Consider the following 15,186-nt stretch of genomic DNA (forward strand, 5'->3'; position numbering starts at 1 on the left):
GTGGAGCGCCCGGGGATCACGGGCGGAGGGGGTTGGCGATGGTGACGTAGACGGACTGGGTGTCGACCGGGCCGACGAGCTCGTCGAGGCCGTGCAGCCGGGTGAGGAGGTTGGCCTTGCAGCGAAGGGTCGGGGCGGACAGGAGCTGGCCGGGCAGGGGCGAGCCGAGTGCGCTGGTCGCGGTGAGGAACTGCCGGAAGGCGGCCAGCAGGACCCGCTCGTCGGCCAGGCGCTGGGCGCCGAAGGCACCGATCAGGCCGAGGACGTTGTTGATGCCGAGGTAGTAGGCGAACCGCTCGTCGGTGACGGCGTCGGAGACGAAGGTGTCGCTGGTGCTGCCGATGCCGGGCAGGCGCCGGTCCAGGGCTTCGCGGTGGGACTCGCGGAAGTAGTAGCCCTGGTTGTCGCGGTAGCGGCCGCCCACCGGCCAGCCCTCGGGGTCGACGATCACCAGCGTGTTCTGCTGGTGGGCCTCCAGGGCGACGCCCGCGGTGGCGTCCAGCCAGAGGATCGGGCGGACCACGTGGTCGAGGTAGCGCAGGAACCACTCGGCGGCCACGGCGCCGACGGGCCTGCCGGTACAGGCGGCCAGGCGGGTCACGATGTCCGCGAGGCGGGACTGGGCGCGGGGCCGGCCGGGCCAGGGGCGGGACGCGGTCAGTCCGGCGATGCAGAGCGCGTCGTCGCCCGGGCCGAAGGGGTTGTGCCGCACGACCACGTCGAGGCCGGTGACGGGCGCGCCGTCGGGGCCGTCGACCGCGAGCCAGGCCGGGTCGCGGATGATGTCGAACCCGGGGTGGGCGGCCTGCCACTGCTCGGCGAGGCCGGTGCGCAGCAGGCGGTGGACCTCGACGCCGCGGTGGAGTTCCTTGCGCAGGTTCTCCCGGCGGGAGTTGGTGATGCGCACGCCGAGCGAGAGCTTCAGCATGGCGATCTCGCCCGGGCGGTGCACGGTGCGGACGGAGGAGGTGGGGTGCCAGGGGGCGCCGTGCGGTCCCAGGTCGCGCAGCAGGCCGGAGTCCACGAGGGCGGCGACGGCCGGGCGTTGGAGCAGGTCGCGGGCCTGCCAGGGGTGCACGGGCAGCGCCGCGGTGCCGTCGGGGACGTCGAGCCCGGGGGCGAGCCGGGCGGCGAGCTGCTCGGCGGGGACGACGCGGCCCTGTTCGGTCCAGGCCGAGTCGGTGGCGAGCAGGGCGCGGTCGACGGCCATCCAGTGCAGCGGGAAGGAGCCGTACAGCTCGGGCGAGTACAGCCGGGCCTCGGCGTCGGAGAGGCCCTCCCGGCTCTTGGGCGTGGGGTGCAGCGGGTGGCCGAGGACCAGGGACTGCTCGCCGGTGAGGAAGGGGTCAGCTTCGGGGTCGGGGCCGGGGTGCTCGCGGCGGGCGGTGAGGAACTCGGCGGTGCGGCGGGCCGAGTCGGCGACCCGGGCGACGAGTTCGGTGCCTTCGGGGCGGCCCGACTCGCGGCCGAGGAGGGCGGCGACGGTCACGGCGTCGGCGGTGGGCGCGCCGTGCGGGGCGCCTTCGAGGGCGGGGGGCGCGAAGCGGTGCCAGCCGGTGGCGGACCAGTAGCGGACCGGAACGAGCAGGGCGGTGCCGCTGGCGGGGAGCGGGATGCGCAGGGTGGGGCCGTCGGGGCGGGCCAGGTCGCTCTCCCGTACCCAGCAGCGCAGCAGGTGCTCCAGCGCGGCGGCGTCGGCGGCGCGCCGGGGGTCGGGGTCGTCGAGCGGGTCGAGGACCGTGGCGGGCAGCTGGTCGCGGTGGGGGCCGGGGTGCTGGCGCGGGACCGTGGCCGTCTCGACCGCGAGGGAGCCGCCCGTCGGGGCGTCGGTGCGGTGGGGGGTGCCGGAGCGGCCGTCCGCGTCGGGCGCTTCGGGTGAGGGGGTGGGATTCACGGGGGTTCGTTCCTTGTGAGGGGGCCGGGTCAGTGGGACGGTCCGGCGTCGGTGCGGGGGTGCGGGGCGCGCTCGGCGGCGGCCAGGGCGTCGGCGAAGCGGTCGAGGACGGCCATGGCCTGTTCGTCGGTGAGCGTGAGTGGGGGGAGCAGGCGCACCACGGCGCCGTGGCGGCCGCCGAGTTCGACGATCAGGCCGCGGTCGAGGCAGTAGCGGCGAACGGTTTCGGCAAGGCGCGGGGCGGGCGGGGGCACCAGGGCGTCGGTGTCGGCGTCGGGGTCGACGAGTTCGACGCCGATCATCAGGCCCCGGCCGCGGACGTCCCCGATGCAGGGGTGGTTGGCGGCGAGGCCCTGGAGCCGGCCGAGCATCCGCGCGCCGAGCGTGGCGGCGCGCTCGGCCAGCCGGTTCTCGCGTACGAACGCGAGGGTGGCGGCGCCCGCGGCCATGGCGAGCTGGTTGCCGCGGAAGGTGCCCGCGTGGGCGCCGGGCTGCCAGGCGTCGAGGGCGGAGCGGTAGACGACGACGGCGAGCGGGAGGGAGCCGCCGATGGCCTTGGACAGGACCATCACGTCGGGGACGACGCCGCTGTGCTCGACGGCCCAGAAGGTGCCGGTGCGGCCGACGCCGGTCTGCACCTCGTCGGCGATCAGCGGGATGTCGCGGTCGCGGGTGATCGTGCGCATCCGGCGCATCCAGGCGTCGGGGGCGGGGATGACGCCTCCCTCGCCCTGGACGGGTTCGACGATCATGCCGGCCGGGGCGGGGGTGCCGCTCTTGGGGTCGTCGAGCAGGTTCTCGGTCCAGCGGGCGGCCAGTTCGGCGCCCCGCTCGCCGCCGACGCCGAAGGGGCAGCGGTAGTCCTGGGGGAAGGGCAGCCGGGTGACCCGGACGTCGTGGGCGCCGCCGGAGGCCTCCAGGGCCCCGCTGGTCATGCCGTGGTACGCGCCGGTGAAGGCGAGCATCCCGCGGCGGCCGGTCGCGGTGCGCACCAGTTTGAGGGCGGCCTCCACGGCGTCGGTGCCGGCCGGGCCGCAGAACTGGATGCGGGCGTCGTCGGCCAGTTCGCGGGGCAGGGTGGCGAACAGCTCGGTGGTGAAGGCGTCCTTGACGGGGGTCGCCAGGTCCAGGACGTGCAGCGGGGCGCCGGAGTCGAGGACGCCCTTGATCGCCTCCAGGACGACCGGGTGGTTGTGGCCGAGGGCCAGGGTGCCCGCGCCGGAGAGGCAGTCGAGGTAGCGGCGCCCGTCGGCGCCCTCGATGGTGAGCCCCCGCGCCCGTACCGGCACGATCGGCAGCGAGCGCGCGTAGGTGCGCGCCGCCGACTCGCGCAGCGACTGCCGCCGCAGGATCCCCTCGTACCCGCCGCGCGGTTCGGGGACGGCGGGTGTCTCCACCGGCACTGGTTCGGTCACGGCCACGGCTTCGGTACCTCCCGTACGGGCAGGGGTGGGCGGCGGGCACGGGTGCGTGACCGCCGTGGGACCGGAGCACAGCCGCGCGGCAGGGCAGGCCACCGCCCTCGTACCGCCCGCGCTGTCCCCCGTACGTACCAACGACGGGGGCGGCCGGGGATCACGGCCGATCCGAAGATCCTTCCGGTCGGGAACGACGGCCCCGCCGGGTGCGGTTCCGTGGGGAACCGCGGCCCTGCCGGGCGCCGTCCCCCACGGCACCGGCATAGTGGGGCCGCGAAAAGACATACGAGATGCACGGCAGTTGACACGAAGTCCCAGGGGGAATCACGACATGCGACCGATCCGTCCGCTGCTCGCCGCAGCGTCCATGGCCGCGGCACTGGCCCTGACGGCCACCGCCTGCGGCCCGAGCGAGGACGCCGCGGGCGGGCAGGCGAGCGCCACCGCGACGCCGACACCGCACGGCAAGATCACGATTCCGGACGACCTGAAGAACCGGCTCAAGGAGCACGGGATCGACCTGGACAAGTGGCGCGGCGGCGAGTGGAAGAACTGGGACCGCGACAAGTGGCTGCGTGAGGCGAAGGACTTCGTCAACCCGATCATCGAGGGCCTGTGGGACCCGGAGCGGATGAGGGACGCCGAGCAGCCCGACAAGCCGGTCAAGGAGCAGGACATCTCCGGGGACGCGGGCGTCACCGACCCGACACCGGTCCCCGTGCGGGCGCGTGCGGTCCAGGCGAAGTACCACGCCAGCGCGGCGGAGGCGGGCAAGGTCTTCTTCGACGGGCCCGAGGGCTCCATGGTGTGCTCGGCCACGGTGGTCAAGGACCCGGCGCACCCGGGCAAGTCCAACCTGGTGTGGACGGCCGGCCACTGCGTGCACGCGGGCAAGAAGGGCGGCTGGTACCGCAACATCGCCTTCGTGCCCTCGTACAACGACAGCGCCCTGCCCTCCTCCGAGCTGGCCGGTGCCAAGCGCGACCGGGTGGCGCCGTACGGCGTGTGGTGGGGCGACTGGGCGCAGACGTCCGAGCAGTGGATCGACCAGGGCGCCTCGACGGGCGGCCAGGGCGCGCCGTACGACTTCGCGGTCATCCACGTGACCCCGGAGAAGGGCGGCACGGGCAAGTCGCTGGAGGAGACGGTCGGTTCGGCGCTCCCGGTGGAGTTCAACGCCCCGGCCGTGCCGAAGATCGCGGACATGACGGCGACGGGGTACCCGGCGGCGCCGCCGTACGACGGCCAGAAGATGTTCCAGTGCGAGGACAAGCCGGGCCGTCTGTCGGTGAAGGCCGAGCAGCCCACGATGTACCGCATCGGCTGCTCGATGACCGGCGGTTCGTCCGGCGGCGGCTGGGTGGCCAAGGGGTCCGACGGCAAGCCCGCGCTGGTCTCGAACACCTCCATCGGCCCGGTGACGGCGGGCTGGCTGGCCGGTCCGCGTCTGGGCAAGGAGGCCAAGGGCGTGTACGACGCGGTGAGCAAGAAGTTCCCGTAGGCGCCCGGGGGACGGCGGTACGGCTCCGTCCGCGCGGCGGGGCCGACTACCGTTCGGACACGGACTCGTAAAGAGTCTGTGAGGGTCGGCGCAGGTCGCCCGGGGAGCCAACGGCCGCGCGCCGGGCGGCCGATAGGGTGAGGCCGCGCCGGGGCCGGTACCGGAATACCGACCCCACGCCTGACAAGGTCATGGCAATGAGTGCGCCCTCGCGCGCCCTGCCACCCGACCGCGGCACCTCGTTTCAGACAGCACACAGCCCAGACAGCACACAGCACGGCGCTCCGCACAGAGCGCCGCTTCAGGGGGAAACGCTTCATGAGTTCCATACGCCCACTGCTGGCCGCGGCCGGCCTGGCCACCGCGCTCGCGCTGACGGTCACGGCCTGCGGCCCGACCGAGGACCAGGGGGCCGACAAGCCCGCCGCCTCCACTCCGGCCGCGGACGCCGGGGCCACCGACGGCTCGGGTCTGCCCAAGGACATCGCCGACAAGCTCAAGGAGCACGGCGTCGACGTCGACAAGTGGCGCGACGGCGAGTGGAAGAACTGGGACAAGGACAAGTGGCTGCGTGAGGCCAAGGACTTCGTCAACCCGGTGATCGAGGGGCTGTGGAAGCCGGACCGGATGCAGTCCGCCAAGTCCCCGCAGAAGACGATGGCCGCCGGTGACATCAACGGCGACCAGGACGTCACCGACCCCGAGCCGGCCCCCGTGCGGGCGCAGGCCGAGGCGAAGCCGTACCACAAGAACGCGGCGCCGGTCGGCAAGGTCTTCTTCGACTCCCCCGAGGGCTCCATGGTCTGCTCCGGCACCGTGGTGAAGGACCCGAAGAACCCCGGCAAGTCCAACCTGGTGTGGACCGCCGGCCACTGCGTGCACGCCGGCCAGAAGGGCGGCTGGTACCGCAACATCGCCTTCGTGCCCGCCTACAACGACCTGGGCAAGTCCCCGCGGGCGCTGGACGGCGCGCAGCCTCAGGAGATCGCCCCGTACGGCGTGTACTGGGCGGACTGGGCCTCCACCTCCGGCGAGTGGCTCAAGGACGGCGGCCCGACCGGCGGGACCGGCGCCCCGTACGACTACGCGGTGCTGCACGTGAAGCCCGAGCGCGGCGGCAAGTCCCTGGAGGAGACGGTGGGCGTGGCCCTCGACGTCGACTTCAGCGAGCCGCAGACCAGCCAGGTCAGCGGGATGGGCGCCTGGGGCTACCCGGCGGCGCCGCCCTACGACGGCGCCCTGATGTACAAGTGCGTCGACCGTCCGGGCCGCCTCTCCATCGCCCCCGGCACGCCCACCATGTGGCGCATCGGCTGCTCCATGACCGGTGGCTCCTCCGGCGGCGGCTGGTTCGTGCGCGATCCGGGCGGCAAGACCGTGCTGATCTCCAACACCTCGATCGGCCCGGTGACTTCGGGCTGGCTGGCGGGTCCGCGGCTGGGCCGGGGCGCGGAGCAGATCTACACGATGATGAGCGAGAAGTTCGCGGGCCGGTAGGCACGCGTCACACAGGTACGGCGAAGGCCCGCCCCCGGAAAGGGGGCGGGCCTTCGCCGTGCGTACGAGCCCGTTGGCAGCCGTCAGTTGGCGGCGGGCACGAACGGGGCCAGGTCCGCGGCCAGTTCCTCGTGGACCAGCGCCTTGAGCAGCGTGCCCTCCGGGGTGTGCTCCTCGGAGATGACCTCGCCGTCGGTGTGGGCGCGGGCCACCAGCGCACCGTGCGTGTACGGCACGAGCGCCTCGACCTGGACCTTGGGACGCGGCAGTTCGGCGTCGATCAGGGCCAGCAGCTCGGGGATGCCCTGGCCGGAGCGCGCGGACACCGCGATCGAGTGCTTCTCGATGCGCAGCAGCCGCTGGAGCACCAGCGGGTCGGCCGCGTCCGCCTTGTTGATCACCACGATCTCCGGCACGTTCACCGCGCCGACGTCACGGATGACCTCGCGCACGGCGGCCAGCTGCTCCTCCGGCGCCGGGTGCGAGCCGTCCACCACGTGCAGGATCAGGTCGGAGTCCCCGACCTCCTCCATGGTGGAGCGGAACGCCTCGACGAGGTGGTGCGGCAGGTGCCGTACGAACCCGACGGTGTCGGCCAGGGTGTAGCCCCGGCCGCTGGGCGTCTCGGCCCGGCGCACGGTCGGGTCGAGGGTGGCGAACAGCGCGTTCTCCACCAGCACGCCCGCGCCCGTGAGGCGGTTGAGCAGCGAGGACTTCCCGGCGTTGGTGTAACCGGCGATCGCCACCGACGGCACCTTGTTGCGCCGGCGCTCCTGCCGCTTGATGTCGCGGCCGGTCTTCATCTCCGCGATCTCACGGCGCATCTTCGCCATCTTCTCGCGGATCCGGCGCCGGTCCGTCTCGATCTTGGTCTCACCGGGACCGCGGGTGGCCATGCCGCCACCGCCGCCGCCACCCATCTGACGGGACAGCGACTGGCCCCAGCCCCGGAGCCTGGGCAGCATGTACTGCATCTGCGCCAGGGCCACCTGCGCCTTGCCCTCCCGGGACTTGGCGTGCTGGGCGAAGATGTCGAGGATCAGGGCGGTGCGGTCGACCACCTTGACCTTGACGACGTCCTCGAGGTGGATGAGCTGGCCGGGGCTGAGCTCACCGTCGCACACGACGGTGTCGGCTCCGGTCTCGAGCACGATGTCGCGCAGTTCGTTGGCCTTGCCCGAGCCGATGTACGTGGCCGGGTCCGGCTTGTCGCGGCGCTGGATCACGCCGTCCAGCACGAGGGCGCCCGCCGTCTCGGCGAGGGCGGCGAGCTCCGCGAGGGAGTTCTCCGCGTCGCCGACGGTCCCCGAGGTCCACACGCCGACCAGCACCACGCGCTCCAGGCGCAGCTGCCGGTACTCGACCTCGGTGACGTCCTCGAGCTCGGTGGAGAGTCCCGCCACGCGCCGCAGGGCGGCGCGCTCGGAACGGTCGAACTGGTCTCCGTCCCGCGCTCCGTCGATCTCGTGGCTCCAGGCGACGTCCTCTTCCATCAGGGCATCGGCCCGAAGGCTCTCGGTGCGGCGGTTGTCCGCGAAGCTCTGCGCGTCCTGGGAAGTGGATGAAGAGGAGGTCATTGGATCCTTACGTCTCTGGGGCAGGGAATGGTTCTCGTGCCGGTGACAACGCGTTGCGGACCCGGATGATTCCCCGGGCGCCGGCAGCGCCGCCGACCTCTCGATGGTCCCACGGTACGGCCGGGCCCGTCATCCGGGTTTTCCCCTTCCCGTTCCCGCCCCAGCGGGACTCCAGCGGCGCTCTAGCGGGCGCCCGCCGGGGTGACGGGCCGGACGCGCCAGTCGGGGTGGCCCGGCATCGGTGGCGTCTTCTCGCCGTACAGCCAGCCCGCGAAGAACGGCGTGAGGTCACGCCCCGTGACCCTGGACGCCAGCGCGACGAAGTCCGCGGTGGTGGCGTTGCGGTCCCGGTACCCGGCGACCCAGGAGCGCTCCAGGCGGTCGAAGGCGGCCTGCCCGACCTCCTGCCGCAGCGCGTACAGGACCAGGGCGCTGCCGTCGTACACGACCGGCCGGAACAGGCTGATCTTATGGCCGGGAGCGGGCGGGCGCGGGGACGCCGGGGGCCCGCCGGCCGAGCGCCACAGGTCGGAGGAGGCGTAGGCGTCGCGCATCCGCGCCTCGAGCGGCTGCTTGGCCTTCTCCTGCGCGTACAGGGCCTCGTACCAGGTGGCGTGCCCCTCGTTCAGCCACAGGTCGGACCAGGTCTGCGGGGAGACGCTGTTGCCGAACCAGTGGTGGGCCAGCTCGTGGACCATGATCGAGTCGACGTACCACTCGGGGTACGCGGGGCGGGTGAACAGCGACCGCTCGAACAGCGACAGGGTCTGGGTCTCCAGCTCGAAGCCCGTGTCGGCGTCGGCGACCAGCACTCCGTACGACTCGAAGGGGTAGCGGCCGACCTTGCCCTCCATCCAGGACAGGTGGCCGGGCGTCTTCTTCAGCCAGCGCTCCAGGGCGGCGCGGTCCTGGGTGCGCACCACGTCGCGCACGGGCAGCCCGTGCGGCCCCTTCCGGGTCACGACGGTGGAGCTGCCGATGGAGACCTGTGCCAGCTCGGTGGCCATGGGGTGGGCGGTGCGGTAGGACCAGGTGGTGTTCGCGCCGTGGCGCTCCTTCGCCGTCCGCAGGCCGTTGGCGACGGCCGTCAGGTCCTTGGGGGCGGTGATCCGGAAGGTGAAGTACGCCTTGTCCGCGGGGTGGTCGTTGCAGGGGAACACCCGGTGGGCGGCGTCGGCCTGGTTGGCCATCGCCAGGCCGTCCCCGGTGCGCACCCAGCCGCCCGTGTCGCGCGGTCCGGAGGGGTCGCTGGTGTGGCGCACGTCGATCCGCAGGGCCTCGCCCGCGGCCAGCGGCGTCGCGGGCCGCACGACCAGGTCCTCGCCACTGAGCGCGAAGTCGGCGGGCTCGTCGTTGACCCGCACCGAGCGGACGGTGCCGTGGGTGAAGTCCAGGTTGACCCGGTCCAGGGGCTGCAGCGCCCGCGCGCTGATCTTCGTCTCGGCGTCCAGGGGCTTGGTGTTGTCGCCCGGGTAGGCCATCGCGATGTCGTAGGCCAGGACGTCGTAGCCGGGGTTGCCCAGCTGCGGGAAGAGCGGGTCGCCGATGCCGAGCGGGGTGACGGGCGCGGGCAGCGCCGCGGCCACCAGCGAGAGCGAGGCCGCGGCCAGCAGGGCGGCACGCCGCCGACGGGAGGAGAGGAACATGTCCTACGGCTACCAGCGCGCCCCGTGCCGTCCGTGGCGGCGCGCGTCGGCCGGGGCCGCACCACCCGAAAGAGGCGGCCCCCGTGGGACGGGTGTCGTCAGGCCCGCGCGGGGTGCTGTGCGCGGGTGACGTCGTACACGCCCGCGACGTCGCGCATGGCGCGCATCAGGGCGGGCAGTCCGGCGGCGTCGGGAAGCTGGAGCGTGTACGTGTGCCGTACGCGCTGTTCGCTGGGCGGCTCCACGGTGGCCGAGACGATCGCCGCGCCCTCGGTGGCGATGGCCTCGGTGAGGTCGGCGAGCAGGCGCGGGCGGACGAAGGACTCGGCGACCAGGGTGACCCGGCACTCGATGGCGTCGCCCCAGCTGACGCCGACGGGGGCGCGCCCCAGGGCCCGCATGCGCAGTACGGCGGGACACTCCGCGCGGTGCACGGTGACCACGCCGCCGCGGACGGCGAAGCCGGTGACCGCGTCCGGCGGCACCGGGGTGCAGCACCCGGCGAGCCGTACGGTCGCGCCCGCCAGTTCGGTGACCGCGTTGGCGCTGTCGGGACGGTCGGTGGTGACGGCGGCGGGCGCGCGCGGGGCGGAGGCCGGTGCGAGCGCGCCCTCGGGATGGTCGGCGAGCCAGCCGGCGATGGCGATGCGCGCGGCGGGCGTACGGGCGTGGTCGAGCCAGTCGGGCGAGGGCCCGGAGGCGGGGTCCTGGGCGAGCAGCGGCTGCACGGTGTCCCCGTCGCCGAGGACCGTGCTGAGCGTCGCCAGACGGCCGTTCACGCGTGCGCCCACGCACGCGTGGGCGCGCTCGCCGTACTGCGCGTAGGCCGCGTCCACGCAGCTCGCGCCCGCGGGCAGGCCCAGGGTGCCGCCGTCGGCGCGGAAGACGGTGATCTCGCGGTCCTGGGCCAGGTCGGCGCGCAGGGAGGTCCAGAAGGTGTCGGGGTCGGGCGTGGACTCCTGCCAGTCGAGGAGGCGGGAGAGCCAGCCGGGCCGGGTGGGGTCGACGCGCTCGCCGTCCTCGGTGGGTTCGGCGCCGTCCGTGGCCACGTACGGGTTGCCGAGGGCGACCACGCCCGCTTCGGCAACCTTGTGCATCTGGTGCGTACGGATGAGGACTTCGGCGACCGAGCCGTCCGTGGAGGCGACCGCCGTGTGCAGCGACTGGTACAGGTTGAACTTGGGGGCCGCGATGAAGTCCTTGAACTCCGAGATGACGGGCGTGAAGCAGGTGTGCAGTTCGCCGAGCACGCCGTAGCAGTCGGCGTCCTCGGAGACCAGCACGAGCAGCCGCCCGAAGTCGGTGCCGCGCAGCTCCCCGCGCTTGAGGCGCACCCGGTGCACGGAGACGAAGTGGCGCGGACGGATGAGGACTTCGGCGGTGATCCCGGCCTCGCGCAGTACGGTGCGCACGTCGTCGGCGATGGCGGCGAGCGCGTCCCCGGCGGTGGCGTTGTCGGCGATGACCGCGCGGGTGTTCTCGTACTCCTCGGGGTGCAGGATCGCGAAGACCAGGTCCTCCAGCTCGGTCTTGAGCGCCTGGACGCCCAGGCGTTCGGCGAGCGGGATGAGGACGTCGCGGGTGACCTTGGCGATGCGGGCCTGCTTCTCGGGGCGCATCACGCCCAGGGTGCGCATGTTGTGCAGCCGGTCGGCGAGTTTGATCGACATCACGCGTACGTCGTTGCCGGTGGCGACGAGCATCTTGCGGAAGGTCTCGGGCTCGGCGGCGGCGCCGTAGTCGACCTTCTCCAGCTTGGTCACCCCGTCGACCAGGTAGGCCACCTCGTCGCCGAACTCGCGGTGCACCTGCTCCAGCGTCACGTCGGTGTCCTCGACGGTGTCGTGCAGCAGGGAGGCGGTCAACGTCGTGGTCTCGGCGCCCAGTTCGGCGAGGATGAGCGTCACGGCGAGCGGGTGCGTGATGTACGGCTCGCCGCTCTTGCGCATCTGGCCGCGGTGCGAGGACTCCGCGAGCACGTACGCGCGGCGCAGGACGGCCAGGTCGGCGTCGGGGTGGTGGGCCCGGTGCGCCTCGGCCACGTGCCCGATGGCGTCGGGCAGCCGGTCCCGGGCGGCGGGGCCGAGCAGGGCCGCGCGGCCGAGACGGCGCAGGTCGATCCTCGGGCGGCCGCGCCTGCGGCTGGGAGCACCAGGGTTGGTGGCCTCTGCAGTCATGGGGCACCTCCGGCAACGTCGACCGGCGGTGGCGGGCAGGCGTGCCCTCCGGGCCGGTGCTTGATGCTACCGAGCCCACCACGCGGCGCAGTCCCGCTCTCGCTCAGCGTGAACCGGATCACCCATTCGAGGGATGGCCGGAACGCACGCGGATTCGCTACCGCGCGCTGTTCCCGGACGGGTGCTCCGGCGCTCAGCCGAGCCAGGAGGGCTCGACGCGGCCCTCGGCGACGATGACCGCGGGACCGGTCATCTCGATCTCGCCGTCGGGGTGCTCGGTGATGACCAGGGTGCCGCCGAGGACGTCCACGGTGTACGTGACGGGGGCGCCGGTCTCGCCCGGGTCGGCCCCGTCGCGGCGGGCGGCCGCCACGGCCACCGCGCACGCGCCCGTGCCGCAGGAGCGGGTCTCGGACGCCCCGCGCTCGTGCACCCGCATGGCGACGTGGCGCGGGCCGCGGTCCACCACGAACTCGATGTTCACGCCGTCCGGGTAGACGGACGCCGGGGCGTAGGGCGGCTCGTCGTACAGGGTGCCCGCGTGTGCCAGGTCCTCGACGAAGGCCACCGCGTGCGGGTTGCCCATGTTGACGTTGCGGGCGGGCCAGCTGCGGCCGTCGACGGTCACGGTGACTCCGGCCCCGGGGAGCACGGCGCGGCCCATCCGTACCGTCACGTCGCCGTTCTTGGCGAGGTGCACGCGCTTGACGCCCCCGCGCGTGGCGACGGCGACCTCACCGGCCTCGACCAGTCCGGCGTGCTGGAGGTAGCGGGCGAAGACGCGGACGCCGTTGCCGCACATCTCGGCGACCGACCCGTCGGCGTTGCGGTAGTCCATGAACCACTCGGCCTCGTCGGCCATCGCGCGCGCCTCGGGGTGCGCGGCGGAGCGCACCACGTGCAGCAGGCCGTCGCCGCCGATGCCCGCGCGGCGGTCGCAGAGCCGGGCGACGGTGGCGGGGGGCAGGTCGAGCGCGTTGTCCGCGTCGGGGACGATCACGAAGTCGTTCTCGGTCCCGTGGCCCTTGAGGAAGGCCAGCGGGGCGGCGCTCTGAGTGGTCATGTGATCCATCGTACGGGGGCGGTACGACAGCGGGCAGGGACGGTCCGGGGAGCGGACGGCGACCGTGCGGAAGGCGGCGCGGGACCCTGGGCGGGCCGCTCAGCGCAGCCGGGCCACCCGCCAGATCGCCAGCACCACCAGGGCGCTGACCACGGCCGCGTACAGCAGCACCACGCGCCAGTCGGGTCGCTCGCCGGAGCCGCGCGCGGGCAGTCCGGGCCAGCTGGCGCCCACCCGGCGGGCGGCCATCAGGCCCCAGCCCGCGGCGCAGCAGCTGATCAGCAGGCCCAGCATGGCGACGACGGCGCCGCCGTCGCCGGAGCCGAAGGCGAGCGGGAAGGCGAACATCAGGGAGCCGACGGCGGCCAGGCCCACGATGGGGGCGAGCTGCCAGATGCGCAGCAGGCGGCGCGGGCGCAGCTCGACCTCGACCTCGCCCTGGGTGACGTCCTGGACCTCCCCGGTCTCGTCGGGCCCGTCAGGGCTCAGCGAGGGCGCGTCCTGCGCCGCCCGGTGGTGTTCTCTGTCGCGAGGGCCGGCCTCCATCGCCACGCGCCCTCCCAACTCGGACTCAACTGGTCGATCTATCGAGTCCGATGATGGCACGGCACCGGGCACCGGAATGACGGCCTTCACGTCCCGATGCCAGGACGTGATCAGGCTGTGACCGCTCGTTCGACCAACGTCAGCGCCAGGTGCGGGAGTTCCCCGCGGTCCGCGACGGCTCCGCTCAGCCAGTGCACCCGCGGGTCGCGGCGGAACCAGGAGTCCTGGCGGCGGGCGAACCGCTTGGTGGCGCGCACGGTCTCGGCCCGCGCCTCGTCCTCGGTGCACTCCCCCGCGAGCGCCGTGAGCACCTGCTGGTAGCCGAGCGCGCGGGAGGCGGTGCGGCCCTCGCGCAGTCCCAGGGCCTCCAGCGCGCGCACCTCGTCGACCAGTCCGGCCTCCCACATGCGGTCCACGCGCGCGGTGATGCGCTCGTCCAGCTCGGGCCGCTCGACGTCGACGCCGATCTGCACGGTGTCGTACACCGAGTCGTGGCCGGGGAGGTTGGCGGTGAAGGGCTTGCCGGTGATCTCGATGACCTCCAGGGCGCGCACGATGCGGCGGCCGTTGCTCGGCAGGATGCGCCGGGCGGCCTCGGGGTCGGCGGCGGCCAGGCGGGCGTGCAGCACGCCGGAGCCCGCCTCCTCCAGCTCCGCCTCCAGGCGGGCGCGGACCTCCGGGTCGGTGCCGGGGAAGTCCAGGACGTCGATCGCCCCGCGCACGTACAGGCCGGAGCCGCCGACCAGGACGGGGGTGCGGCCCTCGGCGAGCAGCCGGTCGATCTGCGCGCGCGCCAGCCGCTGGTACTCGGCGACGCTGGCCGCCTCGGTGACGTCCCAGATGTCCATCAGGTGGTGCGGCACCCCGCCGCGCTCCTCGGGCGTCAGCTTGGCGGTGCCGATGTCCATCCCCCGGTAGAGCTGCATGGAGTCGGCGTTGACGATCTCGCCGTCGAGCTGCTGGGCGAGGAAGACGCCCAGATCGGACTTTCCGGCCGCGGTGGGGCCGACGACGGCGATGACCCGCGGGGCGGGAGCTGCACTTCTCACCGCCCCAGTCTCGCAAACATCGGGGGCGGTCCCCGAACGAGCTACGTGACGGCACGCGCGCGAGGTCGTTGCCTGTTGCGAGGTTCCGACCGCCGGTTTTCAGGACCGGTGCCACCGGGCGACGCAATGGGACGCTCCGGACGGCGCGGAATTTCGCCCACACGAGTACGCTATGGAGTAGATATGGGCGTTTTTAGCCGGTTCCGCCGCAAGAACAAGGAGGCTGCGGAGGCGTCAACGGAGGAGGCGCGGGTGGCCACCCTGACGGCCGAGCCCGAGGCCGCCGCCACCGCGGACGAGTCCGGGGCCCCCGAGAAGGCGGAGCCCGCCGCGGAGGCGGCTCCCGCCGAGGGCGTCGAGATCCCGAAGCAGCAGTCGGCCGAAGAGGCGGCGGACAACGAGGCCGGCGAGGCCGCCCGCACGTAGTCCCGTCCACGAGGGAAGGTGACCATGGGTTTTCTTGATCAGCTGAAGGCCAGGCTCGCGCCGGCCAAGGACAAGGTCTCTGACCTCGCGCAGCAGCACGGGGACAAGATCGACCAGGGCCTGGATAAGGCCGCGAAGATGGTCGACGAGAAGACCAAGGGCAAGTACAGCGACAAGATCGAGTCCGGTACGGGCAAGGCCAAGGACGCCCTCGACCGCCTCTCCCACAAGGACGACGGCACGCCTCCCGCGTCGCCTCCGCCGCCGGCCCCCTGAGGGGCGCCGCGCGCGCAGCAGCCGGGCGGGGGGGGGGGGGGCCCCCGCGCGCCGCCGGCCCGCCGGCGGCGCCGCGCGGGCCCGCCGGGGGGGCGGGGGCGCGCGCCCCCCGGGAG

General features: G+C 73.6%; 12 protein-coding genes. 4 read left to right on the plus strand and 8 right to left on the minus strand.

What is annotated here, in order from left to right; all coding sequences use genetic code 11:
• Positions 1 to 16: 16 nt before the first annotated feature.
• Together ABT160_RS40485 and ABT160_RS40490 are read right to left on the minus strand one after the other, a co-directional pair.
• On the minus strand, positions 17 to 1,894 hold the full coding sequence (locus ABT160_RS40485; RefSeq protein ID WP_351653765.1) for an IucA/IucC family protein: 1,878 nt from the start codon (positions 1,892 to 1,894) through the stop codon (positions 17 to 19).
• Between the two features lie 29 nt (positions 1,895 to 1,923).
• Entirely contained in the window at positions 1,924 to 3,315 is a 1,392-nt protein-coding gene (locus ABT160_RS40490; protein WP_351653767.1) for a diaminobutyrate--2-oxoglutarate transaminase family protein, read from the minus strand.
• 328 nt (positions 3,316 to 3,643) lie between these two features.
• On the opposite strand from ABT160_RS40490, the gene ABT160_RS40495 reads away from it, so the two are divergent.
• Together ABT160_RS40495 and ABT160_RS40500 are read left to right on the plus strand one after the other, a co-directional pair.
• Positions 3,644 to 4,813 (plus strand): trypsin-like serine peptidase, encoded by a 1,170-nt coding sequence (locus tag ABT160_RS40495; RefSeq protein ID WP_351653769.1) that lies wholly within the window; start codon positions 3,644 to 3,646, stop codon positions 4,811 to 4,813.
• A gap of 318 nt (positions 4,814 to 5,131) precedes the next feature.
• A complete protein-coding gene (locus ABT160_RS40500) occupies positions 5,132 to 6,310 on the plus strand; it encodes a trypsin-like serine peptidase (RefSeq protein ID WP_351653771.1) in 1,179 nt (392 codons plus the stop codon).
• Between the two features lie 83 nt (positions 6,311 to 6,393).
• Here the strand turns inward: ABT160_RS40500 and hflX are convergent, their stop codons facing one another.
• The 6 genes from hflX to miaA form a co-directional block, all read right to left on the minus strand.
• The gene (hflX, locus tag ABT160_RS40505; protein WP_351653772.1) at positions 6,394 to 7,887 is read right to left on the minus strand and encodes a GTPase HflX; all 1,494 of its coding nucleotides are present in this window, start codon (positions 7,885 to 7,887) and stop codon (positions 6,394 to 6,396) included.
• 182 nt (positions 7,888 to 8,069) lie between these two features.
• Complete coding sequence (locus ABT160_RS40510; RefSeq protein ID WP_351653774.1) at positions 8,070 to 9,533, minus strand: M1 family metallopeptidase; 1,464 nt, start codon at positions 9,531 to 9,533, stop codon at positions 8,070 to 8,072.
• 98 nt (positions 9,534 to 9,631) lie between these two features.
• Entirely contained in the window at positions 9,632 to 11,710 is a 2,079-nt protein-coding gene (locus ABT160_RS40515; RefSeq protein WP_351653776.1) for a RelA/SpoT family protein, read from the minus strand.
• A gap of 193 nt (positions 11,711 to 11,903) precedes the next feature.
• Positions 11,904 to 12,773, minus strand: a complete 870-nt coding sequence (dapF, locus tag ABT160_RS40520; protein ID WP_351653778.1) for a diaminopimelate epimerase — start codon at positions 12,771 to 12,773, stop codon at positions 11,904 to 11,906.
• Between the two features lie 99 nt (positions 12,774 to 12,872).
• On the minus strand, positions 12,873 to 13,319 hold the full coding sequence (locus tag ABT160_RS40525) for a hypothetical protein (protein WP_351653786.1): 447 nt from the start codon (positions 13,317 to 13,319) through the stop codon (positions 12,873 to 12,875).
• 110 nt (positions 13,320 to 13,429) lie between these two features.
• The gene (gene miaA, locus ABT160_RS40530; RefSeq protein WP_351653780.1) at positions 13,430 to 14,368 is read right to left on the minus strand and encodes a tRNA (adenosine(37)-N6)-dimethylallyltransferase MiaA; all 939 of its coding nucleotides are present in this window, start codon (positions 14,366 to 14,368) and stop codon (positions 13,430 to 13,432) included.
• A gap of 183 nt (positions 14,369 to 14,551) precedes the next feature.
• Between miaA and ABT160_RS40535 the strand changes: the two genes are divergently transcribed.
• Positions 14,552 to 14,794 (plus strand): hypothetical protein, encoded by a 243-nt coding sequence (locus ABT160_RS40535; protein ID WP_351653782.1) that lies wholly within the window; start codon positions 14,552 to 14,554, stop codon positions 14,792 to 14,794.
• Positions 14,795 to 14,818: 24 nt separating this feature from the next.
• Positions 14,819 to 15,070, plus strand: a complete 252-nt coding sequence (locus tag ABT160_RS40540; protein ID WP_351653784.1) for an antitoxin — start codon at positions 14,819 to 14,821, stop codon at positions 15,068 to 15,070.
• Positions 15,071 to 15,186 lie beyond the last annotated feature (116 nt).

The sequence above is a fragment of the Streptomyces sp. NPDC001941 genome (assembly GCF_040296945.1).
Classification (GTDB): domain Bacteria; phylum Actinomycetota; class Actinomycetes; order Streptomycetales; family Streptomycetaceae; genus Streptomyces.

Coding starts and splice junctions, on each gene's coding strand:
- ABT160_RS40495 (WP_351653769.1), top strand. CDS start 3,644: ATGCGACCGATCCGTCCGCTGCTCGCCGCAGCGTCCATGGCCGCGGCA.
- ABT160_RS40500 (WP_351653771.1), top strand. CDS start 5,132: ATGAGTTCCATACGCCCACTGCTGGCCGCGGCCGGCCTGGCCACCGCG.
- hflX (WP_351653772.1), bottom strand. CDS start 7,887: ATGACCTCCTCTTCATCCACTTCCCAGGACGCGCAGAGCTTCGCGGAC.
- ABT160_RS40510 (WP_351653774.1), bottom strand. CDS start 9,533: ATGTTCCTCTCCTCCCGTCGGCGGCGTGCCGCCCTGCTGGCCGCGGCC.
- ABT160_RS40515 (WP_351653776.1), bottom strand. CDS start 11,710: ATGACTGCAGAGGCCACCAACCCTGGTGCTCCCAGCCGCAGGCGCGGC.
- dapF (WP_351653778.1), bottom strand. CDS start 12,773: ATGACCACTCAGAGCGCCGCCCCGCTGGCCTTCCTCAAGGGCCACGGG.
- ABT160_RS40525 (WP_351653786.1), bottom strand. CDS start 13,319: ATGGAGGCCGGCCCTCGCGACAGAGAACACCACCGGGCGGCGCAGGAC.
- ABT160_RS40535 (WP_351653782.1), top strand. CDS start 14,552: ATGGGCGTTTTTAGCCGGTTCCGCCGCAAGAACAAGGAGGCTGCGGAG.
- ABT160_RS40540 (WP_351653784.1), top strand. CDS start 14,819: ATGGGTTTTCTTGATCAGCTGAAGGCCAGGCTCGCGCCGGCCAAGGAC.